22 protein-coding genes are annotated in these 25821 nt (G+C 64.3%); 5 read left to right on the forward strand and 17 right to left on the reverse strand.

Annotated elements, in window-relative coordinates; all coding sequences use genetic code 11:
- The first annotated feature begins 79 nt into the window (after nt 1-79).
- Nucleotides 80-514: a MarR family winged helix-turn-helix transcriptional regulator gene (locus tag ACTJKX_RS28345; protein ID WP_440727290.1), complete on the forward strand. Its 435-nt coding sequence runs from the start codon at nt 80-82 to the stop codon at nt 512-514.
- Between the two features lie 28 nt (nt 515-542).
- On the opposite strand, the gene ACTJKX_RS28350 is transcribed toward ACTJKX_RS28345, so the two are convergent.
- The 7 genes from ACTJKX_RS28350 to ACTJKX_RS28380 all read right to left on the reverse strand — a co-directional run bounded on the left by ACTJKX_RS28350 (nt 543) and on the right by ACTJKX_RS28380 (nt 9083).
- A complete protein-coding gene (locus ACTJKX_RS28350) occupies nt 543-3716 on the reverse strand; it encodes an efflux RND transporter permease subunit (protein WP_440727291.1) in 3174 nt (1057 codons plus the stop codon).
- Nucleotides 3713-5152 carry an efflux RND transporter periplasmic adaptor subunit gene (locus ACTJKX_RS28355; protein WP_394308272.1) on the reverse strand — a complete coding sequence of 480 codons (1440 nt, stop codon included), beginning with the start codon at nt 5150-5152 and terminating at the stop codon, nt 3713-3715. The genes ACTJKX_RS28350 and ACTJKX_RS28355 overlap by 4 nt, the downstream gene beginning before the upstream one ends.
- The gene (locus ACTJKX_RS28360; RefSeq protein ID WP_394308274.1) at nt 5149-5553 is read right to left on the reverse strand and encodes a FixH family protein; all 405 of its coding nucleotides are present in this window, start codon (nt 5551-5553) and stop codon (nt 5149-5151) included. Before ACTJKX_RS28360 ends, ACTJKX_RS28355 begins: the two co-directional genes overlap by 4 nt.
- A gap of 223 nt (nt 5554-5776) precedes the next feature.
- A complete protein-coding gene (locus ACTJKX_RS28365; RefSeq protein ID WP_440727292.1) occupies nt 5777-6133 on the reverse strand; it encodes a hypothetical protein in 357 nt (118 codons plus the stop codon).
- Nucleotides 6134-6239: 106 nt separating this feature from the next.
- Entirely contained in the window at nt 6240-6983 is a 744-nt protein-coding gene (locus tag ACTJKX_RS28370) for an ATP-binding cassette domain-containing protein (RefSeq protein WP_311935226.1), read from the reverse strand.
- Complete coding sequence (locus ACTJKX_RS28375) at nt 6980-8017, reverse strand: ABC transporter permease subunit (protein ID WP_394308278.1); 1038 nt, start codon at nt 8015-8017, stop codon at nt 6980-6982. The genes ACTJKX_RS28370 and ACTJKX_RS28375 overlap by 4 nt, the downstream gene beginning before the upstream one ends.
- Before the next feature lie 88 nt (nt 8018-8105).
- Nucleotides 8106-9083: an ABC transporter substrate-binding protein gene (locus ACTJKX_RS28380; RefSeq protein WP_311935222.1), complete on the reverse strand. Its 978-nt coding sequence runs from the start codon at nt 9081-9083 to the stop codon at nt 8106-8108.
- 459 nt (nt 9084-9542) lie between these two features.
- On the opposite strand from ACTJKX_RS28380, the gene ACTJKX_RS28385 reads away from it, so the two are divergent.
- The 4 genes from ACTJKX_RS28385 to ACTJKX_RS28400 all read left to right on the forward strand — a co-directional run bounded on the left by ACTJKX_RS28385 (nt 9543) and on the right by ACTJKX_RS28400 (nt 13091).
- Nucleotides 9543-10547, forward strand: coding sequence for a LacI family DNA-binding transcriptional regulator (locus tag ACTJKX_RS28385; RefSeq protein ID WP_311935217.1), 1005 nt, complete (start codon nt 9543-9545; stop codon nt 10545-10547).
- 29 nt (nt 10548-10576) lie between these two features.
- The gene (locus ACTJKX_RS28390) at nt 10577-11842 is read left to right on the forward strand and encodes a D-tagatose-bisphosphate aldolase, class II, non-catalytic subunit (RefSeq protein WP_311935216.1); all 1266 of its coding nucleotides are present in this window, start codon (nt 10577-10579) and stop codon (nt 11840-11842) included.
- 71 nt (nt 11843-11913) lie between these two features.
- Nucleotides 11914-12459: a sigma-70 family RNA polymerase sigma factor gene (locus tag ACTJKX_RS28395; protein ID WP_440727323.1), complete on the forward strand. Its 546-nt coding sequence runs from the start codon at nt 11914-11916 to the stop codon at nt 12457-12459.
- Complete coding sequence (locus ACTJKX_RS28400; RefSeq protein ID WP_440727293.1) at nt 12456-13091, forward strand: NrsF family protein; 636 nt, start codon at nt 12456-12458, stop codon at nt 13089-13091. The genes ACTJKX_RS28395 and ACTJKX_RS28400 overlap by 4 nt, the downstream gene beginning before the upstream one ends.
- Nucleotides 13092-13323: 232 nt before the next feature.
- Here ACTJKX_RS28400 and ACTJKX_RS28405 read toward each other — a convergent pair whose 3' ends face one another.
- From ACTJKX_RS28405 to ACTJKX_RS28450, 10 genes are all read right to left on the reverse strand, one after another.
- Nucleotides 13324-14376, reverse strand: a complete 1053-nt coding sequence (locus tag ACTJKX_RS28405; RefSeq protein WP_440727294.1) for a response regulator transcription factor — start codon at nt 14374-14376, stop codon at nt 13324-13326.
- A 237-nt stretch (nt 14377-14613) separates the two neighbouring features.
- Nucleotides 14614-15438 carry an SDR family NAD(P)-dependent oxidoreductase gene (locus ACTJKX_RS28410; protein WP_440727295.1) on the reverse strand — a complete coding sequence of 275 codons (825 nt, stop codon included), beginning with the start codon at nt 15436-15438 and terminating at the stop codon, nt 14614-14616.
- A gap of 9 nt (nt 15439-15447) precedes the next feature.
- A complete protein-coding gene (gene betC, locus ACTJKX_RS28415; protein ID WP_440727296.1) occupies nt 15448-16962 on the reverse strand; it encodes a choline-sulfatase in 1515 nt (504 codons plus the stop codon).
- Complete coding sequence (locus ACTJKX_RS28420; protein WP_440727297.1) at nt 16959-17465, reverse strand: acetone carboxylase subunit gamma; 507 nt, start codon at nt 17463-17465, stop codon at nt 16959-16961. The genes betC and ACTJKX_RS28420 overlap by 4 nt, the downstream gene beginning before the upstream one ends.
- Before the next feature lie 175 nt (nt 17466-17640).
- Nucleotides 17641-19836, reverse strand: a complete 2196-nt coding sequence (locus ACTJKX_RS28425) for a hydantoinase B/oxoprolinase family protein (RefSeq protein WP_440727298.1) — start codon at nt 19834-19836, stop codon at nt 17641-17643.
- Between the two features lie 178 nt (nt 19837-20014).
- Nucleotides 20015-22168: a hydantoinase/oxoprolinase family protein gene (locus ACTJKX_RS28430; protein ID WP_440727299.1), complete on the reverse strand. Its 2154-nt coding sequence runs from the start codon at nt 22166-22168 to the stop codon at nt 20015-20017.
- A 111-nt stretch (nt 22169-22279) separates the two neighbouring features.
- A complete protein-coding gene (gene panE, locus ACTJKX_RS28435; RefSeq protein WP_440727300.1) occupies nt 22280-23191 on the reverse strand; it encodes a 2-dehydropantoate 2-reductase in 912 nt (303 codons plus the stop codon).
- Between the two features lie 82 nt (nt 23192-23273).
- Nucleotides 23274-23747: a DUF2269 family protein gene (locus ACTJKX_RS28440; protein WP_394308292.1), complete on the reverse strand. Its 474-nt coding sequence runs from the start codon at nt 23745-23747 to the stop codon at nt 23274-23276.
- A complete protein-coding gene (locus tag ACTJKX_RS28445) occupies nt 23744-25036 on the reverse strand; it encodes an SDR family oxidoreductase (RefSeq protein WP_440727301.1) in 1293 nt (430 codons plus the stop codon). Before ACTJKX_RS28445 ends, ACTJKX_RS28440 begins: the two co-directional genes overlap by 4 nt.
- Before the next feature lie 67 nt (nt 25037-25103).
- On the reverse strand, nt 25104-25799 hold the full coding sequence (locus tag ACTJKX_RS28450) for a helix-turn-helix transcriptional regulator (RefSeq protein ID WP_311935195.1): 696 nt from the start codon (nt 25797-25799) through the stop codon (nt 25104-25106).
- Nucleotides 25800-25821: the final 22 nt, after the last annotated feature.

Below are 25821 nucleotides of genomic sequence, written 5' to 3' on the forward strand. Positions count from 1 at the left end.
TTATGCGACCACACGTCGAGAAGCGGCCGCTCGTTTATGAAGTTGCAAGTGTAACTGTCGATAATGTAACTATCAAAGCATGGCCAAGCTCACGCTCGAGAACTTTCTGCCCTACCGGCTCAACCGCATCGGCGCCGCCGTGTCGCGCGATTTTCGCACCGTCTACGGGCCGGAGCACGACCTGACCGTGCCCGAGTGGCGGGTGCTGGCGACATTGGGCGAATTCGATGAGATGGGCGCGAAGGCGATCGGCGCCCATTCTTCCATGCACAAGACCAAGGTCAGCCGCGCCGTGCGAGCGCTGGAGGAACGCCGCTGGCTCAAGCGCCGCGAGAGCGTGGAGGACAGGCGCGAGGAGATCCTCAGCCTCTCGCCGCTGGGGCGGCGGGTCTATGCCGAGATCGTGCCGCGCGCGCTGGCTTTCGAAGCAGCCTTGCTGGCAGCCCTCGGCCCGGAGGCCGAGGCACTGTTGCAGGGCCTCGACAAGCTCGAAGCCAGCATGGACCTGTGCTGAGCGCGCCTGACCGAAGCTTGGCGCGTCCTTATGCAGCCCGATGCTCGACTGCAGGGGCGGGTGTCACGGCATCCGTCTCCTGCTGCCGGCCGGCGGGCAGGCGCCATCCCTTGATAATGCCGTAGATGGCGGGGATGACCACCAGGGTCAGCAGGGTCGATGACACCATTCCGCCGATCATGGGAACCGCGATGCGCTGCATCACCTCCGATCCGGCGCCCGTGCTCCACAGGATGGGGATGAGCCCGGCCATGATGGCGATGACCGTCATCATCTTGGGGCGAACCCGTTCCACGGCACCCAGCATGATCGCCTGCCGAAGATCCGCCCTGGTGAAAGGCTGGTCCTTGCGGGATCGCTCCGCCTTCACCTCGGCCAGGGCCTGCTGCAGGTAGATCAGCATGACGACGCCTGTCTCCGCAGCCACACCCGCCAGGGCGATGAAGCCGACGGCAACTGCCACGGACATGTTGAAGCCGAGCCACCACATCAGCCAGATGCCGCCGACCAGGGCGAAGGGCAGCGACAGCATGACGATCAGCGTTTCCGTCAAGCTGCGGAAGTTGAGATAGAGCAGCAGGAGGATGATCAGCAGCGTGACCGGCACCACGATCTTCATCCGGGCTTCGGCTCGCTGAAGATATTCATATTGGCCGCTCCATCCGACCGAATAGCCCGGCGGCAGCACGATTTTCGCAGCCACGGCCTTCTGCGCCTCGGCGACATAGCCGCCGAGATCGCGCCCGTCGATGTCGACGAAGATATAGGTTGCGAGCTGGCCGTTCTCCGTGCGGATGGAGGTCGCACCCCGCGTCAGTTCGACCTTCGCCACCTCGCCCAGCGGGACCGTGCCACCGCCTGGCAGGGGAACCTGCACGTCGGCGGCGATGGCCTGGCGGCTGGAGCGCAGATCGCGCGGATAGCGGATGTTCACGCCATAGCGTTCCCGTCCCTCGACGGTCGTGGTCACGGTCTCGCCGCCGAGTGCCGTGGCGATGACGTCCTGGACATCGCCCACGGCGAGTCCGTAGCGGCCGAGTGCGTCCCGGTCCGGCACGATGTCGAGATAATAGCCGCCGATGACCCGCTCGGCATAGGCGCTGGAGGTGCCCGGCACGGTTTTGAGAATGGCCTCGATCTGGCGGGCGATCTTTTCCATCTCGGCGAGATCCGTGCCGAAGACCTTGACGCCGACCGGCGTGCGGATGCCGGTCGAGAGCATGTCGATGCGGGCGCGGATCGGCATGGTCCAGGCATTCGACACCCCCGGAAATTGCAGCGCCTTGTCCATCTCCGTCTTGAGGCCGTCGAAGGTAACGCCCGGCCGCCATTGTTCCCTGGGCTTGAGGTTGATGATGGTCTCGAACATCTCGGTGGGTGCGGGATCGGTCGCCGTCATGGCGCGACCCGCCTTGCCGTAGACGGAGGCGACCTCGGGAAACGATTTGATGATGCGGTCCTGCATCTGCAGCAATTCAGCGGCCTTGGTGATCGAGATGCCGGGCAGGGTGGTCGGCATATACATCAGGGTTCCCTCGTCCAACGACGGCATGAATTCGGAGCCGAGCTGGCGCGCGGGCCAGATGCTGACGGCCAGCGCCGCCACGGCGAGAATGATGGTGAGAATCTTGGCTTTCAGGACCCCGCGAATGACCGGCCGGTAGAGCCAGATCAGGAGACGGTTGATCGGATTCCTGTGCTCGGGAATGATCCTGCCGCGCACGAAGATCACCATCAGCGCCGGCACCAGCGTGACCGACAGGAGGGCGGCGGCGGCCATCGCGAAGGTCTTGGTGAAGGCGAGCGGCCCGAACAGGCGCCCCTCCTGCGATTCCAGCGTGAAGATGGGAAGGAAGGAGACGGTGATGATCAGCAGGCTGAAGAACAGGGCCGGGCCGACCTCACTTGCCGCATTGACGAGGATCTGAACGCGGGACTGGCCGGGCGCAGCACGTTCGAGATGCTTATGCGCGTTCTCGATCATGACGATGGCGGCATCGATCATGGCGCCGACGGCAATGGCGATGCCGCCGAGACTCATGATGTTGGAGCCGAGGCCGGTCAGCTTCATGGCGCCGAAGGCCATGAGGATGCCGACGGGCAGCATGAGGATGGCGACCAGGGCGCTGCGCAGGTGAAGCAGGAACACGATGCAGACGAGGGCGACGATCACGCTTTCCTCGAACAGCGTTCCCTTGAGCGTCTCGATCGCCGCCTCGATCAGGTGGGAGCGATCATAGACCGGTACGATCTCGGTTCCCTTGGGCAGGCTTGCGGCGATCTCCGCCAGGCGTTGCTTGGCATTGTCGATGACGGTCAGGGCATTGGCGCCGAAGCGCTGTAGGACGATGCCACCGGCCACTTCTCCCTCGCCGTTGAGTTCGGTGATGCCGCGGCGCTCGTCCGGCCCGATTTCGACGCGGGCGACGTCCCTGAGACGAAGCGGTATGCCGGCGCTGGTCCTGAGCACGATGTTCTCGAGGTCGGCCGGTGATTTGACGTAGCCGCGGCCGCGCACCATGAATTCGAATTCGGACAGTTCCAGCGTGCGCCCGCCCACGTCGCGATTGCTGGCCCTGACCGCATCGCGCACCGTCGACAGGGAGATGCCCTGGGCCTGCAGCCGCAACGGATCCACCACGATGCTGTATTGCTTGACGAAGCCGCCGACGCCGGCGACCTCGGCCACGCCTTCCGCCTTGGAGGCGGCATAGCGCAGCTTCCAATCCTGCAGCGAGCGCAGTTCGGCAAGCGACATGTCCTTGGAAGTGACGGCATATTGATAGACCCAGCCGACCCCGGTGGCATCGGGACCGAGGCTTGGCGTTACGCCGGCGGGAAGGCGCTGCGCCGCTGCATTGAGATATTCGAGAACCCGGCTGCGCGCCCAGTAGGGATCGGTACCGTCTTCGAAGATCACATAGACGAAGGAGACGCCGAAGAAGGAGAAGCCGCGCACCACCTTCGACTTCGGGACCGTCAGCATCGCCGTCGTCAGCGGATAGGTGACCTGGTCCTCGACGACCTGCGGCGCCTGGCCGGCATAATCGGTGTAGACGATGACCTGGACGTCGGAGAGATCGGGAATGGCATCGAGGGGCAGCGTCTTCAAGGCATAAAGCCCGGATGCCACGGCAAAGGTGGTGCCGACGAGGATCAGCACGAGGTTGCGTGCAGACCAGGCGATCAGCCGGGCGATCATGGCGCGGCCTCCGGACTGGTCATGCCGTTCAGCGCGGCCTTGAGGTTGCTTTCGGCGTCGATGAGGAAGGTTGCGGCCGTCACCACGCGGTCACCGGCCGCAACGCCGTCGCGGATCTCGACGAAGCCGCCGCCCTGGGCGCCGACTTTGACCTCTCGCGGCTGGAAACGCCCATCTCCCCTGGCAAGGATGACCGTCTGGCGCGTGCCGGTGTCGATCACGGCGCTGTCGGAGATTGTCACCGCCTCCTTCGCATCGCCGGTTGCAATGTCGACATCGGCATACATATACGGCAGCAGAAGGCCTTCCGGGTTCTGCAACTCGATCCGCACCTTGGCGGTGCGCGTCTCCTTGACCACTTCGGGATAGATCAGCGCGATCCGTCCCTCGAAGACGCGGCCGGGCAGGCTGCGGATCCGGACGGTGACAGGGGCTCCGGGCCTGATGGCGCCGAGCTGATATTCGGGCACATCGGCCAGCACCCACACGGTCGAGATGTCGGCGAGGCGGAAGAGGATGTCGCCGGGCGCGGCTTTCATGCCCTCGGTCGCGTTGCGCTGGAGCACGATGCCGTCTCGCTGGGCTCGCCATGTCATTGCTGGCGGCACCTTCCGGTTTCGTTCGAGTTCGGCGATGGCTTCGGGAGGGACGCCGAGATTTTCCAGCCGCTGCCGTGCGCCGCCGCCCGTTCCGCCACGCCCGCCATTGCCAAGCTCGGTGAGGAACTGGGCGCCGGCAGCCGCGATTTCGGGCGAGTAAAGCTGAAGAAGCGATTCGCCCCTGGCGATCCGATCGCCCGTCGTCACATCCGAGACCTTGGTGATGAAGGCATCCGAACGCGTGGCGACCACGCTGATGCGACGCTCGTCGAGCTGCACGCTGCCCGGGACGCGCACGGGCCGGACGAGGGCGCGCATTGCCGCAATCTCGGTACGGACGCCCGTCTGCTGCTGCCTGCCTGCTGCGACCTTGACGGTTCCCGTTTCCGGTCCTTCCCCGGCAAGCACGGGGATGTAGTCCATGCCCATGGAATCCTTCTTCGGAACCGGTGACGTGTCCGCAAGGCCCATGGGGTTGCGGTAATAAAGGATGGGACGGGGGGCTGAGGCGGCGGGTGCCGGGGCCGCGTCGGCAGGCTTCCCGTCGAAGCTTACTTCCTCGCTGGCGTGGACGGCGACGAAGTCGCGGCCATCGGCTGTCCTGGCCGGCGTTGCCGAATAGGCGGGAGATCCATCGGGGGCGCGATAATAGATCACCGGCTCGCCAGGCCCTGCTGCCGCACCCGCCATGGGCGACGAAGGTCCGCCGGTTAGTGTGAGCATTTGCTGCCAGGCCGCAGCCGAGAGGGCCGGGCCATGCCGGCCTGCCCAATAGCCGCCTGTTCCGGCCGCGACGATCGCGATGAGGACGAGATTTGTTCGACCGACACGGCTCATGGCACGGCCTTGAAGACGAGCTTGCTTTCGAGCGTTCCGGTTTCGCCCTGGACCTTGGCGGCGAGCGACAGGCGCCAGCCGCCCTCCATGCTCAGCCTTGCCTTGAATCGATAGATGCTGGGTTCATCGGATGCGATGGCTTCGATCGGGGCCTTCATCGCGGCCATGCCGTCCGGCGCCATGTCGACGCGCTGGGTGAAAATCACCGCGTTGGGGACAGGCTTGCCAGAGCGCCTGTCGACGAGGCGTACGGCGATTTCCGATGTCTCGTTCAGCTTGATCTCGGGCCGGACGAGTTGAAATTCGTAGTCTGCGATATCGGCTTGTGCGGGGGAGGCGGTTGCGCAGGCAAGGCCGATCACTGCCGCAAGGGCGATGCGGTTGGTGCCAAATGACGTCATGTCTGAAATATTCCGGATTCATCCCTAGCCGACGAACGTCTCCCAGGCCTTTTGCGATCCGCCGTAATCGACGAAGAACGCAAGGTCGCGTCGGAGCGAAAGCCGGGATCGAAAGGCGTTCTCGCCTGGACCCGCTTTGCTCTGGAGGAGGTTCGACGGCTGCTAATGCTGCCCGGCCCCGAAGGCGCCGGACGGACTGCCCCAATACGGGGCGCGGATGAATTCAGGCGCGGGGAGGACGGTCCGGCGGCGCCGTGATGAAGGGCGTCCTGTCCAGGTCGTTGCCGGACGGGGCGAGGCGGCTGGTCTCGAAGAGAGGTGCTTGGGCCATTACCGCGATCGGATCACCGGGCGCGCATTTGGCCATGCAGACGATCGCCACTGGGCAGGACTTCTGCCCTCCGGGTAGCGAGGGGTTCTGTTCAGGGCAGCATGGCATGTCGGAAGCCATGGCTGCCTGGCTCACCGCGTGCAACGGCACGGCCGCCATGGCGGCCGAGAAGGGTGCCATCGGAGCGCTCAGCAGGCTTGCGATCATGACGATCGAGAGCAGGCGGGAAAGGAGATGCCAGCAGGTCACGCCAGAGTGATGTCACGGGCTGAGGGAAATGAGAAGTCCTGCCCTGATCACATTCTCGTCGGTGACCCAAGGCGGCAGAGCGGGCAAGGCGCCCGCTCTGCGGTTCTCAGCCGCCAACCATCAGCTTGACGATCTCGTCATGGTTGGTCTCGGCGATCTTGCGCTCGCCCGCCAGGGTGCCGCGGCGCAGGACCACGATGCGGTCGGAAACGGCGAAGATGTCCTGCAGATTATGCGAGATGAAGATGATGCCGCGGCCCTGGGCCTTGAGGGTCTTGATCAGGGAAACGACCTTGCGCTGCTCGGGCACGCCGAGAGCGGCGGTCGGCTCGTCCATGATCAGCACCTGCGCGTTCCAGTAGACGGCCCGGCCGATGGCGACAGCCTGGCGCTGACCGCCGGAGAAGTTGCCGACGGGGGCATCGAGGCGCGTCACGTGGAAGTCGAGCTGCGCCATGGTTTCCTGCGCCGCCTTGGCCATCTTCTTGCGGTCGAGCACGGGCAGGAAGCCGAAGGCCTTGGTCATCGGCTCGCGTCCCAGGAAGATGTTGGCGCCGATGGAGAGATTGTCGGCCAGAGCGAGGTCCTGGTAGATTGTCTCGATGCCGTGGCCGCGCGCGGCTTCGGGCGTGGCGAACTTCACCACGTCGCCTTTCAGGCGGATCTCGCCGCCATCAGCCTGGTAGACGCCGGAGATCGTCTTGATCAGTGTCGACTTGCCGGCGCCATTGTCGCCGGCAAGGGCAACAACTTCGCCGGCATTGAGCTGCAGTGAGACGCCGTTGAGGGCGGTGACGCCGCCGAAATGCTTGGAGACGTCGCGTATGTCGAGGAGGGGCTGGGTGCTCATGAACGGCGGCCTCCGGCGATGGAGCGCTGGGCCTGGTCGACCAGCACGGAAACAATGATGACGACGCCCACCGAGACGAATTGCCAGAAGGGCTCGACATTGATGTAAACGAGGCCGAACTGGATCACGGCGATGACGAGAGCCCCGGCCAGCGTGCCGGAGATCGAGCCCGAGCCGCCGAACAGGCTGGCGCCGCCGATCACCACGGCGGCGATCGAGTCGAGCAGGAGCGGCTCGCCGGCTTGCGCCGCGCCGGCAGTGAAACGGGCGGCATAGAGCACGCCGCCGATGCCGGCGCAGACGGCCGACAGGACATAGAGCTTGCGGGTGTGCCTGGAGACATTGATGCCGGCGCGAAGCGCAGCCTGCTCGCTGGCGCCGATGGCGTAGGTATGCTGGCCGAAGCGCGTCTGCGAAAGCAGATAATGCATGGCGATCAGGAAGAGGGCGGCCACGATGACCACGATGGGCACACCATAGAAGCGGCCATTGCCGAGCGCCGCGAACCAGGCGTTCGAAACCGGAACGGTGGTGCCACCGGCCAGCAGATAGGCGATGCCGCGAGCCACGCCATACATGCCCAGCGTGCCGATGAAGGGAGGGACCCGGAGCTTGGAAATCAGCAGGCCGTTGATATAGCCGGGGATGGTGGCGACGGCGACGCCGGCCACGATGCCGACCAGCATGGCCGGGAAGGGCGGCATGGAGGCGCCCATGAGATTGGCCGTGTGGGCTGCCACCACCGCCGACAGTCCCATGATGAAGCCGATCGACAGGTCGATGCCGCCCGAAATGATCACGAAGGTGGAGCCGAGGGCCAGCAGGAGCGGTGCGACGGCATAGATCGAGATCGATTGCAGCGTCGGGACCGAGAACACGAAGGTCGAGCCATAGGCGATCCGGGCCCAGCATTCGAAGAAAACCAGGAGCAGGACCAGGAAGAGCCAGGCCCTGAGCTCTGCGATGCGCAGAAGGATGGGATGGGGGCCTGCCGCGGGCTGCGCCCGGCTGAGGGAAGATTGGGCTGCCGACATCAGGCGCTCCGTTCAGGGGTCATGGAGAGGCCGCCGGGCCGGAGTGTCCTGCTCCAAGGGCTCCGGCGGCGCAGATGCGGGAAGGGCCTCATTCCTTATAGATGAAGGCGGCAACTTCCGGCTTGTCGACGTTGGACTTGTCCATCACGGTGAAGCCCGTGCCGATCGAAGCAGGGATCGACTGGCCGGTGAGATGGGCATAGGCGGAGAGCACGCCGAAATAGCCGATCTCGGCCGGATGCTGCGCGATGGCGATGTCGACCAGGCCCGACTTGATGTTGTCAACGATCGAAGCCGGGGCGTCGAAGGCGGCGACGCGGACCTTGCCGCTTTGGCCGGCCTGCTGCACGCCATTGGCGGCACCGAGTGCGGAGAACAGATTGGCGCCGAAGACGCCAGCGAGGTCGGGATTGCGTGCGAAGACCGACTGCATCTGCGAGGCGGCCTTGTTGGCGTCGTTGTCGTTGAATTGGGTTTCTAGGACAGTGATGTTGGGGTAGTTCTTCATCTCGTCTTTGAAGCCTTCCTCGCGCTGATCCGTGGTCGAGATGCCTGGCTTCACGTTGGAGACGTAGACCTTGCCCTTCTCATCGATGGCCTTGGCGAGGGCACGGGCCGCGATGCGTCCGCCCAGAATATTGTCCGAGGCGACATAGGAGAGCGGGAAGTCGGCGTCACCCGCGCCGGTCTGGTACTTGCCGGTGCCGATGAAGGTATCGACGGTGATCACCGGAATGCCGGCATCGGCGGCTTTCTTGAGGGGCTGCACGAGCTGCACCTTGTCCGTCGGTGCGATCAGGATCGCGTCGGGCTTGCGCGCGATCACGGCATCGAGCACGGGCGTCTGCGTCACCGGATTGAAATCGGGCGCGCCCTGGAACACGAGCTCGGCTCCCACCACCTTGGCGGCCGCCTCAGCGCCCTTGCGCATGGAGATATAGAAGGCGTCGGTGGTCAGGCCCGGGATGAGGGCGATGGTATATTTCTTGTCCTGGGCTTGCGCCGGGGCGGCAAGCACGCTGGCCCCGATGGCGAGAGCCGCGAGGGCCGTAAGCAATTTCCTCATATCGTTTCCTCGGTTTGACGAAGGGGTCGATCCCTCCGGCGCGGATCCTCCTCTAACGCGAGGTATCCTGCCGGCTACGGCGGACAGGGCCGCCGATCGAGTTGAGGAAAGGATGCCGGGTAAACGGCCGGGCACGGCAGGTGCGGTGCGCCTACGGTGCCATCTCCCTCCCTGAATTTGTTTTTGTCTTTTATGAATTGTCAGACTATGGTTTCGTGCCGTAGGCGTCAATTAAAGATATTGCGCGTGATAAAATTGACGAAATACCGCTTTGCGAATTGGAGAAAATGCAGAATAATATATTGAAAAACAATGATAATTTATAATGTGAAATGAAGCGGTATCGAATTCGATTGTCTCAATTTTACGGCATGTAAAAAACAAAATTGTTTGCTCGTGTAAAGATTTGAGGCAATTCGAGTGGAAGGGAGCGCCAGGACGGTGCGAAAGATCAGGAACATGGCGGAGTTCGCCGAACTCAGCGGGATCTCGCGGCCGACGGTGTCGAAATATTTCAACGACCCGGGCAGCGTCCGCAAATCGATCCGCATCCGTATCGAGAGGGCCCTAGCCAAATATGACTATCGGCCGAATCTGTTCGCGGTGAACCTCAATCGCAAGCGGCCCAAGATCATCGGCGTGATCGTGCCCGACACCTCGGACATGTTCTATTCGGAGATGGTGCGACACATCGAGCGGCGCTGCGCGCAGGACGGTTACTTCGTGCTGGTGCTCTCCTCGCGCGGGGATGCCTTGCATGAGGCCCGCTCGGTGGAGACGCTGCTTTCGCTCAAGATCGCCGGCGCGATCATCGCCCCCCTCGGCGCCTACACCGATGCGACGCGGATGGAGACCCTGCGCGCCCATATTCCCGTGGTCTATCTCGATTCCTCGCTGCAGGACGGCTCGCCCTTCGTCGGCACCGACAATGAGCAGAGCATCGGTCTGATCACCGATTATCTCTGCCGCACGGGGACGCCACCCAGCTTCTTCGAAATGCCGGCGGTCAATCACAATGCTGCCGAGCGCAGCAATGCCTATGTCCAGGCGATGGAGCGGCTTGGCTTCCAGCCGGAGATCGTTACCGTGGCGGGCAAGCCGGATTGGCGTTTCGAGGAAATCGCCTATGCCGAAGCCCTGCGAGTGATCGATGGGGCGGGATTTCCGACCTCGACGGTGCTGTGCGCCAATGACCGCATCGCCGTGGGGGTGATGGCCGCCGCCTTCCAGCGCGGCCTGAAGGTCGGGCGCGAGGCCGATTGCCGGCTGCGAGTCGCCGGCCATGACGACCAGCCCTATAGCCGCTTCGGCTGTCCGCCCTTGACCACAGTGGCGCAGGACTTTTTCCGCCTCGGCAATCTCGGCGTCGAACTGTTGCTCGCCCAGGTCGAGGGCGAAGAACCTTCACAGGGGCAGCAGCAATTGCGGCTCGGTGCCCAATTGATGATGCGGGCCTCGGCCTGATTGCGATCCTCATTTCACGGAGACCCGACATGACCACCCTTCTCGACCTGGCTCCCGCACGGCGCTCCGGAAAGCCACGGGGCATCGCTTCGATCTGTTCGGCTCATCCGGACGTGATCGGGACGACGCTGGCCCATGGCCGCGAGCGCGGACGCGAGGTTCTGATCGAGGCGACCTGCAACCAGGTGAACCAGGAGGGCGGCTATACCGGCATGACGCCGGCCGATTTCAGGCGTTTCGTGTTCGAGAAGGCGAAAGCGGCCGGCTATGATACCGCCAAGCTGATCCTTGGCGGCGATCATCTCGGCCCCAATCCCTGGCGCCAGTTCGAGGCGGAAGAGGCGATGGCCAAGGCCGAGGCGATGATGGCGGCCTATGTCGCGGCGGGCTTCGGCAAGATCCATCTCGATGCCAGCATGGGCTGCAAGGGCGAGCCCGAGGCGCTCGACGACGAAACCACCGCCGGGCGCGCTGCCCGCCTCACACGGGTGGCGGAACAGACCGCGCGCGACAACGGCCTGCCCCCGCCGGTTTATATCATCGGCACCGAAGTGCCGGTGCCGGGCGGCGCCTGGCACGCGCTCGACGGCCTGCAGCCGACCGCCGCGGGCGCGGCGCGCCAGACCATCGAAACCCACCGGACCATCTTTCGCCAGCAAGGCGTCGAGGCGGCGCTCGACCGCGTGATCGGCCTGGTGGTGCAGCCCGGCGTCGAGTTCGGGCATGAGGAGGTGGTGGTCTACCAGCCCGACAAGGCCCGTGACCTCGTCGGCGTGCTGGACAACGAACCTTCCCTCGTGTTCGAAGCCCATTCCACCGACTACCAGCCGCGGGAGAAGCTGACGAGGCTGGTAGCCGACGGCTTCGCCATCCTCAAGGTCGGGCCCGGCCTGACCTTTGCCTGGCGCGAGGCGCTCTATGGCCTCGATCTCATCGCCGGGGAACTCGATGCCTCCTATGGCGAGCGCTCGCTGGCCAAGGCGATGGAAGCCCTGATGCTGGCCGAGCCCGGCTACTGGCAACGTTATTATCAGGGCGATGCCGCCAGCCAGCATGTGCTGCGCCACTACAGCTACAGCGACCGCATCCGCTATTACTGGCCGCATCCGGTCGCGGCCGCCGCTGTGGCACGTTTGTCGCAGGCGCTGGCGGGGCGCGCCTTGCCGCCGACCCTGGTGCATCAGTTCGTGCCAGCCGTGACGGGGCATGAAGGCCCGCTCGACATGGCCACCTGCCTCTCTCTGGCCATACGCGCGGTACTGGATGATTATGCCGAGGCGACAGCGGCACAGTGAGTCGGTGCCGGTATTCGGTAGTAACAAAGCCGTGAGACCGACCGTAGAGAGGATGGCGCGTGCATAATCCCATGCGCGAAGAGGAGTGGGCGACATGGTTGCGGCAGTCGATCGCCGGGGATGCACCGGCCTATCGGCGGTTCCTGCAGGCTGCGACGCCCTATCTACGCGGGACGGCGCGTCGTTATTGCGAGCGCTTCGGCGCGCCGCCGGCGGAAATCGAGGATGTCGTCCAGGAAGTGCTGCTCGCCATTCACCTCAAGCGCGGAACCTGGGATTCCTCGCGCCCGCTCGGTCCCTGGTTGTCGGCGATCGTGCGCAACAAGATGATCGATACCATGCGCCGCAGGGGGCGGCAGGTGATGGTGCCGATCGAGGACGTGATCGAGGTTCTCGAGGCGGAGGAGCCGGCATCAGGACTGTCACAGCATGAGGCCGAGAAAATGCTGGCGCATCTGAAACCACCGCAGCGGGACATCGTGGAAGGCATCTCCCTCGGTGGCGTCAGCATCCGGGAGATGGCTGGACGGCTGTCGATGACGGAGGTAGCCGTTCGCGTCGCCCTGCATCGAGGCCTCAAGAAGCTCGCAGCGCTCTATCGGAGTGACCAGTCGTGAAGACCGACGATCTCATCAATGCCATTTCCGAGGATGCGCCGATCAAATGGTCCCTCGGCAGGGTTTTTGCGTTGGCGGTGATCGTCGGTACGGCTTTTTCGGCCGTGCTTTTCTTCGTGGGGTTCCGACCCCGTCCCGATATCGCTGCAGCCGCCGAGACGTGGCGCTTTCTGTTCAAATTTGTGGTGACGGCGTCCCTGGCCGTTTCGGCCGGTGGCCTGATCCTGCGCCTGGTCCGGCCGGGCGCCGGATCAGGGGGATGGCGCCTTGCCTTGATCGTCGCGCCCCTGCTCCTGGCCGCCGCAGTCGCTGTGGAATTGATGGTCATGCCGTCCGCGAGCTGGGGAGCGCGCTGGATTGGCGTCAATGCCCGTTACTGCCTGATGCTGATACCCTTGCTGGCGCTCGGGCCGCTGGCCTGCATTCTCTATGCTCTGCGCCAGGGTGCTCCGGAGAATCCCGGCAGGGCCGGGGCGGTAGCGGGTCTTGCTGCGAGCGGCATCGCGGCGACCCTTTATGCCAGCCATTGCGTGGACGACAGCCCGCTCTTCGTCGCCACCTGGTACAGTCTGGCCACCGCTATCGTCACTATCGTCGGATATGTTGCCGGCCGTCGTCTGCTGCGCTGGTAAGCGGGCATCCCGCCGTGACATCGCCAGCCGTCGCGGCGATGCGGGGGCTTCCGAATATTCAAGCAATATATTGATATTGTTGAATTTATTCGATTTGAAATCTGTCCTCGAAGGCGAGGGAATTCGCCAGAAGCCATCGCCGGGTGGCCTCGCCACCTCATCGCGAAGCGGATGATTTGGTTCGAATTTTATGGTTATCATACCGTAAAGACGAACTTTTCTTCTGAGGAGCCTACCCGTTCGCTCTGTGCCGCTGCAGCGCCTGGATATAGGTGAGGAAGAGTTCCCGCTCTGAGGTGATGTCCAGTTTTTCGTAGATGCGCAGCCGGTGGTTCTTCACCGTGCCGCGTTGGAGCTTGAGACGCTGGGCGATGGTGGCGGTGGGGTGACCTTCGAGCACCAGCTTGACGATATCGATCTCCCGAGGCGTGAGGGTCGGATTGAGCTTGGAGATGATCGCCTGGTCGTAATCTGTTGAAGAGGACGCCGATTTCTCCACCGTGAAAAGCCAGCCCTCCGGCGCGGAACTATGGGCCGGCGAGATACGAGTCCTGTGCAGAACGGTGGCGTCGTCCAGTACAGCCTCGCCGGCATTCTCGGCCGTCAGCCGTTCGGCGGCGCGCCGCAGGTTGGTATTCCGGCTCTCCAAGTCCCGCCAGGCCTCGGATGCGTGAATGACGCAGCCTTCGAGATCGCGCAGCATGATGGCCAGCGGCAGCGAGACGCCGCCTGCGCCGCGCCCGATCGCGGCCGCGAGGACGGCATTGACATGCGCGCTCTCCAGCCCGGCGAACAGGGGGTAGAAATCCTCCATCGCCGCTCGCTCGCTCTCGAGGAAACGGCCGATACGGCGTTCGAGAAACAGGGCGACGCTGGCCCGTCCCATCGCAGGCAGGAAGTAGCCGAGTTCGTCGGTGATGCTGGATTCCTGCAGGAATTCGCGGACATAGCGGCTCTGCCGGGTTGCCGTGGCCGGGAACATGTCGAGGCTGACCACGCCCGGCCGTTCGGTTTGCACCCAATAGCGATGGAACGGGTCGAAGACGTGGAAGGTCGTCTCATATTGGCGGGCCAGCGCATCCGAGAAGCCGTGATGCATGAGGAAGCTCGGCCGGCCGACCGCCGAGTAGCGCACCATGGTAGCGATGTCGTGCGAGACCAGGGAACGAAAGGCCGCGAGCAGGGCGGCATAGAAGTCGGATGTTCCCACCAGCCGGGCGGCCTCTCCGATAGCGGCATTGACGGTAGCAAGCGGCAGGCCGGAGGCGATCAGGGTCGATTTCATCCGCAGCCTTCCACGCCGAAGTGACGCTCGGCTATAAGCGTTATCTTACAATAAGTGAGACGCTGCCTTTGTCATGCCCGGGCTTGACCCGGGCATCCAGCGGCCCCGACTTCGATAACCGGAAGGGGGCTGGATTGCCGGGTCAAGCCCGGCAATGACAAAGGCCGAGCCAATTCAATACGTTTATTGACCGGCGAACTCGTAGCCGAAGGGGAGGGTAGCGTTCCCTGAAGCTCTCTACCAGAGCGCGCCTCCGGTGATCTGGATGTTTTCGGCGGTGATGCCCTTCGCAGCCTCGCTGCAGAGAAAGACTGCGAGACCAGCCACTTCGCCGGGTTGGATGATGCGCTGCTGCGGGTTCTGGCCGGCAATCCGCGCCATGGCGCTTTCCAGGCTTTCTCCCTTGCCTTCGCGCTCGGCGACCTGGGCGACGTTGCGGCGCATCAGCTCGGTCTCCACCCAGGTCGGCGAGATCATCACGGCCGTGACACCATGCGGTGCCCCTTCCAGTGCCACGCAGCGCGTCAGGCCCAGCAGGCCGGACTTGGAGGCGCAATAGGCCGGGTTGTCCTTCCAGCCGACACTGGCGGCCGTCGAACCGATATTGATGATGCGCCCCCAGCCGCGCGCGATCATACCCGGCAGGAGGCTGCGTGTGGTGCGAAAGGCCCCGGTGAGGTTGGTGTCGAGGATCTTCTCCCAGAGCGCGTCGGAATGACCGCTGACAGGCTGCTCGGCCGTGGTGCCGGCCGCATTCACCAGGATGTCGATGGGGCCGCAGGCGGCTTGTGCGGCCTGGATGAAGGCGTCGATGACCTCGCTGGAGCGCACGTCGAGATGGCCGGCATGCACCTTGACGCCCTCGGCCTGGAGCATGGCGCGTACGCGCTGCAGCTCGGCCTCAGCGGGATAGGCGGCGGCATCGCCCTGGCGCGCGCCTTCGCCGATATAGGAACCGACCGCGACATTGGCACCGGCTCCAGCTAGAGCCTGGGCGATGGCAAGGCCCTGGCCGGTGAGGCCGCCGGTGATCAGGGCGGTACGCCCTTTCAAGCTGGTCATGGTCTTCCCTTATGGCCGAATGAATTCACGGGCCTCGGCCTCGTGATACGACTTCGTTCCGCGATAATATTGCAACGATGCGTCGCTCCAGGGCTGATAATCCCAGGGCGTGACCTTGCCGGTGGTCAGTGCCTTGTAGACGAGGCGGCGCCGACGCTGGCTGGCGATGATTTCCCGCTTGAGCCTCGGCATGTCCCATCGGCGCTCGACCTCGCCGAGCATGTCTCGCACCACGTCCGCATGACCACTATCTCCCGCGAGGTCATGCATCTCGTCCGGATCGGCTTCCATGTCGAAGAGCTGGGGCGGATCGTGCTCGACATAGGTGAATTTGTAGCGGCCCCTGCGCAGCATCACATAGGGGGCCGCCACGCCTTCCGACATCAATTCGCTGACAGCGATGCGATCGTCTGCATCCTGCCTCAGGAGGGACAGCAGGCTGCGCCCGTCGGGGCGCTCGGGGTAATCGTTCCATTCCGGGCCGGCGGCGATCTCGACCAGGGTCGGCAGGATATCGACGAGCGAAGCATTCGCCTTGATGCGGGCGCCTGCCGGCACGTTGGGGCCGGCCATAAGCAGCGGCACGCGCGACGACCAGTCGTAGAAGCTCATTTTGTACCAGAGCCCGCGCTCTCCCAGCATGTCGCCATGATCGGCAAGGAAGATCACGATGGTGTCCTTGTCGTGCCCGGAGCGTTCGAGCGCATCGAGCACCTCGCCCACGCGCTCGTCCAGATAGGACACGCTGCCGTAATAAGCGTGGCGGGCCGTGCGCACATGCTCGTCCCCCACACCGAATTCACCGCGGTCATATTGCTCCCACAGACGCCGGGAATGGGCGTCCCGCTGGGCCGGCGGAATGAAGGGCACGCGGGGCATGTCGATCTTGTCGTGATCGTAGAGATCCCAGAAGCGCTGCGGCGTCACATAGGGATCGTGCGGATGGGTGAAGGAGGCAACGAGCAGGAAGGGGCGATCGTCGCTATCGCGCGCCTGATCGAACAGCCAGCGCCGGGCATTGTGGGCGACCTCCTCGTCATAGTCCTGCTGCAGGGCCCGTTCGGCGATGCCGGCATCGCTGACATTCTTCATGTTGTGGAACCAGTCCATGGTCCGCCAGGGATCGTCCCAGTCGGCCGTCCAGTTGAAGTCGGACGGGCAGATATCGGTCGTCACCCGTTCTTCGAAGCCGTGCAACTGATCTGGGCCGATGAAGTGCATCTTGCCGGACAGGCAGGTCCGGTAGCCGAGCACGCGCAGGTAGTGGGCAAAGGTCGGAACATCGGACGGGATCTGCGCGGCATTGTCCCAGGCCTGGATGTTCGAGCACAGCCGCCCCGTCATCAGGGCCAAGCGGGCGGGGGCGCAGAGGGGGAAGTTGGAGTAGAAATTGTCAAAGACCGCACCGCCCTTGGCGATGCGGTCGAGGTTGGGGGTCTTGACGATCGGATGGCCGTAGACGCCGAGCGCCGGAGCGCCCAGTTGGTCGGCCATCAGGATGAGAATGTTGGGCCGCCTGCTCACCGGCTCTCTCCTTCCGGTTCGAGGGGCCGTTTGAGCCATTCGCGATAGAAGCCCTCCAGGTCCGGCTCGAAGTCATGGACGATGGGATAGCCGGGAGCGGCCGCCTCGACCTCGTGAAGGGTGCCGCAAGACTGGCAGAGGAATTCGCGTATTTCCATCCATTCCGGATCGGGGATATCGGAATTGGGATAGATCTCGCGCAGGGCCTCCTTGGTCCGCCGCACGCGGATATGGGCGCCGAGCTTCCAGTTCTTCTTGTAATGCCCGAACTCCTGGCCGCATTCGCATTTGGTGACACGGCCATTCTGCGTGTCGGCGATGAAGAGGTGGTCGCCGACCGGCAGCAGGATCGGGTCCTTCCAGGCCATTCGCTCCTGCAGGACCTGGATATAGGTCTGAAAACGGTCATCGTCCTTGTAGGCGCTCATGATCTGCCGGGTCTGGTGCCAGGGCAGGGTACCTGCAACGAGTTCGCGAATGGTTTCCTTGGGATAGCTGGACATGCTGAGATCTCTTCTTACCCTCCCCTGGAGGGGGAGGGTCGACGCTTCAGCGTCGGGGTGGGGTGAGAAGTGGCACGGTTCTTCGATGGGAGCAGTTAAGACGGGACGAGATTTCTCATCCCTCCCCGGCCCTTAGGTCCGACCCTCCCCCTCCAGGGGAGGGTGATTGCGGCGTTCAATATTTCACGGTGAAGTCCTCGCTCAGCCCCCAGAACTTGCGGAAGTCGGCGGCAAAGCGCGGTGAAAGCTTCATCGCATTGGCATGCATCTTGGCGACCTCGGGCGCGAAGTCGCAGGCGGCGACACGCTTGGCCTCCTCGGCGATCCAGGCCGAAACAGGCACGGACGTCGTGATGCGTTCGGCCCGCATCTTCTCGCGCAAGGCGGCGGTGGCGGCAAGATCGGCCTCCAGCCGATCCGTCTGCGGGACTTCGCGGATGACGATGCCGAACACCTGCTCGGCTGCCTCCGGCGTCAGGAAGCCGTTCTCCACATCCTGCGCGGTCTTGATCGGATCACGCTCCAGCACGTCGCCATAACCGCCGCCGCCATTATAGGAGTGGGTGAAGATGTCGCCCGATTTATGCGGGGCGGTGATATAGGGACCTTCCTCTGTGACGTGCCGGCCCTCGACCAGTTTTTCCAGGTCCGAATGGGCCGGGTCGGTGCCGATGGTATGAGGCAGGGGCCGCTTCTCGGCGATGATCTCGGCGAGATTGGTATCGCGCACGGCCCGGTGCATCTGGCAGGTCGGTGCGGGATAGCCGCCGCACAGCCCGCCATTGTCGAACACGCGCGAGGAATGCTCGGAGGTGACCAGGCGCAGATGGTTGGACTTGCTCACCAGCCAGGTCGAGATGAAGGCGCAGCCGCCGCGATATTTGCCGGCGCCTCCGGAGTTGGGCAGGATCGAACGGCCGATATAGAGCATCGGCATGTTCTGTTCCCAGATCTCGATATTGCCCATGTCGGATTCCGGGTTCCAGCCGACATAGGCGGTGTCGAGCCCGTCCTTGATGGCGAGAGCGCCGGAGCCGGCGGCGGCGCATTCGAAATGAGCCATGCCGAACAAAGTGCCGTATTGGCTTTCGCCGCCCATCTCGATCATCGGGGAGTTGACCTGACCGACGAACACCTCCTCGATGAAGCCCCGGGCGAGGAAGCCGCGCGAGAGCAGGCGCTGGAACACGCCATAGGCGGGCAGCAGCAGGGCCCAGGACGTCGCCGTCGCCACCATCTCATTGTCGGGATTGGTCCAGGTGCCCTTGGGGATCTTCAGCTCGGTGGCGAGCCAGGCGCCGTCATTCACCAGCCCCTCGAAGTTCATGTGCTGGGTGAGGGTGACGAACATGCCGCCATCCATGCCGGCGGGCGTGCAGTTCATCGAGTGGTAGCCCCAGGGCTGGGTGCCCTCGAAGTCGAGCTTGATCTTGCCCTCGGTGGTGATCTCCATCTCCACCGGGATGTTGTAGAGCCAGTTGGGATCGGCCAGCGGCTGGAAGCCCGGCTTGCCCTCGGTGACATGGCCATAGAAGGTGTGGCCGCGATAGATGCCGGGCACGGTGAGCTGGCGCGTGCGGGCCAGCTGCGAAAGCCGGCCTTCCTCGATGAATTCCTTGGAGATCTGCTTCCAGTAGTCGAGGCCGATCTCGTCGACGAGGGCGATGAGGTTCTCGCGCATGTCGATGCAGGAAGCGACCTTGGCCTTCTCGTCCAGCACCCAGTAGATCGGCATGCGCAGATTGCGCTCGCAGCGGATGACGTAGTCGCGCCGGATCTCATCATTCTCGCCGATCTTTTCGGCGCAGACGAACAGGCCTTCCGTGAAGCGCTCCTGCGCGAGGCAGACGTCGCCGCCGGGGGTGATGCCGCCGGCTTCAAGCTCGTGGCAGACGGCGCCGGCCCAGCCGATCAGTTCGCCGGAATGGAAGATCGGCACCACGTCCATCACGTCGGGCACCTGCACCGTGCCGATGAAGGCGTCATTGTTGGCGAAGATGTCGCCCGGGCGGATGCCGGGATTGGCCTCGTAACCCTCGCGGATCATCCATTTGATGAAGCGGCTCATCGTGTGGACATGCACCATGATGCCGTTGGAGAGTGCGATGGCATCACCCTCCGGCGTGTAGATGGCAACCACCATCTCGCCGACCTCACGCACGCCGGGCGAGGCGGAGATGCGGCGCGCCATTTCACGGGCGGAGACACAGAAGGCGCGCAGCTTGGTGTGGAGGGTCTCGAATTTCAGCGGATCCTGCCTGCGCAGCTGCAGTGCGGTGATGCCGTCATAGCAGCCGGTCTCCTCCATCAGACGCTCGGATTCGAGCATCCTTTCGCGAAGCGGCATGTGGGCTTTCACGTGGTCCAGCATGGTGTCCTCATCTTCCACCCTCCCCCTGGAGGGGAGGGTCGAGGCGAAGCCTCGGGGTGGGGTGGCGGGGCGACATATCCAAGATGCCGCATGGATCTTGCTTGCTCGACGGGTGGAGGTTCTCACCCCACCCCGGACCTTCGGTCCGACCCTCCCCCTCCAGGGGAGGGTAGAGACGTCAGCCGTGGCGGTAATGCAGGAGGGTCCATTCGTCGACGAAGACGCTGTCGCCGGGGTGGACCACCAGGGTGGTAGCGGGGTGTTCGATGATTGCCGGGCCCTTCACTTCGTGGCCGGGCTGCAGATCGTCCATCTCGTAGAGATTGGCCTTGTGCCAGCGCCCGCCCAGATAGGCTTCGCGGCGGCCCTTATGCGCGGCAGCGGGATCGGCGCCGCCGAGCAGGCGCTTGACCAGCACCGGCTTGACCTTGTCGGCGGTGGCGATCAGGCCGAGCTCCATCACCGAATAGCCGACGGCGCCATAGCGCGAGACCCGATGATTGATCTTGCCGTAGACGGTTTCGAAGGCCTCGATGATCCGGCGCATGTCGTCGGCCGTTTGAGCCTGGTCGAGCGGGGCGGCGACCTCGACGTCTTCGAGCTGGCCGGTATAGCGCATCATCAGGAAGGGAACGGTGCGGACCTTCTCGCGCGGATGGCCATCGGCCACCATCTCCGCGATCGCGGCTTCCCGCAGTTCCTTCCAGACGCCTGAGATGCGTGCGGCATGAGCGGCCAGTTCGTCCTCGCCGGCGGCACTGGGAATGTCGATCTGGGTGGAGATCGAGTGGCGGCGCATATAGTCGGCCGTGGTGCAGCCAAAGGCCGAGAAGGCGGCGGCGAACTGGAAGGTGATGATGTCGCGAAAGCCGATGCCGCGGCTGCAACCGGCCAGGTGCAGTGGCCCCGAGCCGCCATAGGAGAGCAAAGTGAATTCGGAAGGGTGGATGCCCTGGCCGGAGATCACGCGCCGCAAGGCGTTGTTGGCGTCGTCCTCCAGCATGTGGATCATGCCCTCGGCGGCTTCATGCAGGGGCACGCCGAGGACGTCGGCGCATTGCTCCTTGAAGGCCCTGGTCGCCTTCTCGACGTCGAGCTTCACCTTGCCGCCGAGGAAATAGTCGGGGTTGAGACGGCCAAGTATGGCGTCGCAATCGGCAATGGTCGGGCGGGTACCGCCCCGATTGAAGCAGATCGGCCCGGGATCGGAACCGGCGCTCTCGGGACCGAGGCTGATCTTCCGGGTCAGCGGGTCGACCTTGAGGATCATGCCGGCCCCGGCGCCGATGGTATCGAGATGCAGCGTCGGCACGTTGAGCTTGAACCGATCCATGATCGGCTCGTTCTCGATGCGGGTCTGGCCGCGGGTGATCACCCCCATGTCGAAAGAGGTGCCGCCCATGTCCGAGCAGATCAGCGAGTCGTTGCCGATCAACTTGCCGACATAGGCGGCACCGAGAATGCCGCCGATCGGGCCGGAGATCATGGTCTCGTGCAGGCGGGGATGATCGATCGAGGTGAGGCCGCCGAAGGAGAGCAGGGTCTGCACGCGATAGCGGTAACCGTGCTTCTTCGAGATGTCCTCGATGCCTTTCAACTGCTTGCGCCCGCGCGAGGTGGCATAGGCCTCGATCAGCACCGAGTTGAGACGGGACTGCTCGCGGATGACGGGGCGCACCTCATGGCTGGTATAGACCAGGATCTCGGCGCCCGCTTTGGCGATCTCCTCTCGGGCGATCTCGGCGATGCGCTTTTCGTGCGTGGGATTGACGTGGGAGAACACCGTCATGATGCAGATGGCGTCGACCTTGTCGGCGATCAGCTTGCGTACGGACGCCACGACTTCGTGCTCGTAGAGCGGGATGATGATATCGCCGAACTGGTCGACACGCTCGGTCACGCCATGGGTGCGCCGGCGCGGCACCAGGGGATCCGGGTGGTGGTGGGTGATCGCATGCAGGCGATCGGCATAGGAATAGTCGGCCCAGGCCTGCAGGCCGCGGCCCATCAGGATCATATCCTCCAGGCCCTTGGTGGTAATCAGGCCGAGTTTGCGTCCCGTGCGCGAAAGCAGGGTGTTGAGCATGCCGGTGCCGGAGTAGAGCACCACGTCGATGCCGGAGAACAGATCGTCCAGCGAGATGCCCCAGGCCTCGGCCGCATCGGCGGCCGAGATAATGAAGCCTTCCGATTCGTCGCGCGGCGTGGTCGCCGCCTTGCCGATCTTGAAGTGGCCGTTGCCGTCGACCAGGATCGTGTCGGTCATGGTGCCGCCGGCATCGATGCCGATGACGATGGGATTGCCGATTGTCTGCGCGCCTGCCGTTGTCATCGCTGTTCCCGTCCCAGATGAGGTTGGGAACAGGCTAGGCGGGGGACGGCGCGATCCGCCATGTGCCTGCGGTCACTATTCGGGCGGACGTCGGCCGATATTCGCTCTCGGCTACCTGTTCTGATAGATCGCCAGATTTGTATAAGCCGCTGACAGCAATGGGGTTTCCATTCCAGCCTTCTGCGCGCGCGCCAGCAGATCCCCGATGATCTGGTCCGCCTCGATCGGCGCGCCCTTCTGCAGGTCGCGATACATGGAGGAAGCCATGACCGAGCCCTTCTGGGTCAGCATCGAGCATGCCATGTTCAGGATGGGCTCGCCCGGCAGCTTACCCACGGCTTTCACCACGCTCACCACCTCGTCGAAGAAGCGCAGCACGAAGGCCAGGCCGCCGGGTGCCGCCTCGATCTCGCCAACCGAGCCGCGCATCAGGCAGCAGATGCCGCCCAGGCTGGCGAGCGTGATCCACTTGCCCCACATGTCGCGCTCGATATCCTCGGAAAGCTTGGCGTTGAAACCGGCCCCCTGCATGGTCGCATCGACCGTCTCGATGCGTTTGGACCGTTCGCCGCTCATCTCGCCATAGATGAGGTTGTGCATGGGCGTGAGCTGTATGATGCGATCCTCGTCGTCGATGGTGGCGGCGATCAGGCAGACGCCGCCGAGCAGCGCCTTTTCGCCGAAGCGGGCCTTGATGACATCGACGTGGCGCATGCCGTTGAGAACCGGCAGGATCATCGTTTCGGAAGCGACGGCGGGTGCGATGTCATCGAGCGCGGCCTCCAGCCCGTAGGCCTTCACGGCAAGCAGCACGAGGTCGTAGGGCTCGGCGATACCGCCGCTGGTAACCAGCTTTGGTGCCAACTCGGCATTGCCGAAGGGGCTGACGATCCTGAGGCCCTCCGTCCGCAGCTTTTCCGCCCGCGCGGGGCGAACCAGGAAGGTGACGTCACGGCCCGCTTGCATTAGCCGGCCGCCAAAATAGCCGCCTGTCGCTCCGGCACCGACAACCAGGATGCGCATGGTCCCTCCGCCATTGGTGGCCGTATTCGTGCCTGAGGGTATAGGTCTCTGCGGGTTCGCAGACAAGCAAGCCAGGCTTGTACTATCCGAATTGCGGCTTGGTCAGCATCAGCCAGAGAATGGCGAGCACGGCGATGAAGGCCGGAAAGCCGCAGGCAAACCAGATGCGGAAAAGCCTGTAATAGTCTGGCGGCAGAGAGGAATTCTCTTGCACGGCTTTTCTGGCGAGATTCCGCATTTTGACCTGGATGACCACAACCGGAAGCCAGAACAGCCCTGTGAAGACGTAGAGCCCCAGGGACAGCACGATCCAGGGCGAGCTCAACGGCCAGCCGATCTCCTGGGCCAACAAGGCGCCGGTGAGGGGCTGCAGCACGACGGCAGTGGCGGTGAACAGAAGGTCCGCCGTAACCACGGTGCCGGCAACATGGGCGATCAGCCGGGCATCGTCGGTGCGATGGGCGACGAGCATGAAGAAGGCGATGCCCGCGCCGGTGCCCAGAAGCACGGTGGCACCGATGACATGGAGCCAGAGGAGCAGGTCGGCATAGGTCATCGCGCATCCTTGATGGTGAGCGCGACCAGAGCGAGAACGGCTGCCGGCAGCGTCTTGAGGAAGGGGCCGAGCGGGTCGAGCCAGAGATCGGGCGTGAACAGGCTGCCGGCGAGGAGATAGGCCAGGGTGACGCCGATCATGCCCGTCGCGGCGGCCGGCATGGTTCGTCGCCAGAATATGCCGGCGCCGAGAAGAATGTCGACGATGGCGCCGCCAAGCACGAAGAGAGCCGCCATCGCGGGCGAAAAGCCCCGTATCGTCAGCACGACTTCGGCCTGATCTGCCGCAAAGAGGCCGATCAGGCCCGAAAGCAGCCAAAACAAGCCCAGTGTCGCGATGATCACCGGCTTGAGCAGGAAGAGGCGGGCGAACCAGCGTTCGCGCACGGTGCCGCCGACGGCTTCGAGGATTTCCGGCAGGGCCTTGAGCGAGCGGCCGTTTGCTGCTCCGAGCGGTGTCGGATCGCCGTCGATGCCGGACAGTATCTGGTCGAGCGAGGTGGTGCGCATCGGCGGACGCCAGCCGAGCAGGCCCGCCAGATCGCCGAGGCAAAAGCCGAGCCGGAAGATCCACAGGGGCCAGCGGGCAAAACGGGCGGGAGGCAGACCGAGCCTGGCCCGTAAGGCAGCAACGATGTCCCGGAGGCTATGAGCCCTGTCCTCGACGAGATCGTAGATGCGCCGATGCGGCAGACGTGCTTCCACCGCGGCCAGCGCCGTTGCGGCGACGTCATCGAGCGCTACACTGCGGATCGATGGCGCTGGAGGCAGCGGAATGAAGCCGGGCAGGCTGGCCAGGGCGTGGAGCAGGGCGCTGCCGCCATAGGCCGACGAGCCCAGCACCAGGCCGGGCCGCAGGATGGTCCAGTCGAGCGACGAGCCTTCCAACGCCTCGTCGGCAATGCCCTTGCTGCGCATGAACACGGTGGCGGCATCGGGCGAGGCGCCGACGGCTGAGATCTGGACGAAGCGTTTTACACCGGCCTGCTCGCAGGCCTCGAAAAGCGCGACCATGGCGAGTGACTGGGTCACCATGACATCGTCGCCGGGGCCGTCTTGCAGCACGCCCGCTGCATTGATCACGGCATCGACATCGTCAAGGAGAGGACGCCAGGCCTCGGCGCTGACGAGGTCCTGGAGATCGTGCTGAAGCCACCGCGCGCGGGGTTCGCGCAGGCGCGCTTGGCCGACGGAACGACCAAGACCCGTGACCTCGTGGCCGGCCGCGAGCAGGGCCGAAACGATGGCCGAGCCGATCAAGCCGTAGCCGCCTGGAACGAGAATGCGCATGAGGGCCGTTTGCCCGGTTTGCCGGGGCGAGGCAAGGAAGAAGAAGAGCCGGTACCGGCCAGCGAGGCTAGCGCTTGGCGATTTGGTCCATCACGGCCCGCCAGGCCTTCACCAGCTGGCTGCGTCGCCCCGGATAGCGCTCGCCGATCTCGCTGGCTGCGGCGATGCGATCGGTACGGAAATGGCGAAAGTCTTCACGCAACTCGCACCAGGCGGCCAGCATGCGCGCCTCATTCATGAAGCCGATGGCGATCGGCCAGATCACGCGGGTGGTCGCCTGGCCATTGAGGTCGCCATAGTCGATGCGAAGCTTGGCCTGGGCGCGGATGGCACTGCGAAATACCTCGATAGCCACCTTGTTGTCGGGAAAGGCGTTCCGGCTGGGCCCCGGCAGGGCGACGGGGTTGCGGGCGATTTCCTGCGCAGCAGGCGGCAACACCGCCTCGATCTTGGAAAGTGCCTCGCGCGCCGCCTTGCCGAGCGTGTCGTCGCCGCGCTGTTCGACATAGCGCAGGCCGAGCACGATGGCCTCGGTCTCGTCCTCCGATAGCATCAGAGGAGGCAGGAACAGGCCGGGGCGCAGAATGTAGCCGATGCCGGCTTCGCCTTGGATGGGAGCGCCCTGCGCGACCAGTTCGGCGATGTCACGATAGAGCGTTCGTTCTGAGACGGCGAGTTCCTCGGCCAGGGAAGCCGCCGTCACCGGACGGCGCTTGCCGCGCAGGATCTGCAGGAGCGAGAGGAGGCGGCTCGTTCTGGCCATGGCGTCTCATCTGACGTGGAGC

Source organism: Labrys sp. 22185 (genome assembly GCF_052045555.1).
In the GTDB taxonomy this organism is placed as follows: Bacteria; Pseudomonadota; Alphaproteobacteria; order Rhizobiales; family Labraceae; genus Labrys; species Labrys neptuniae.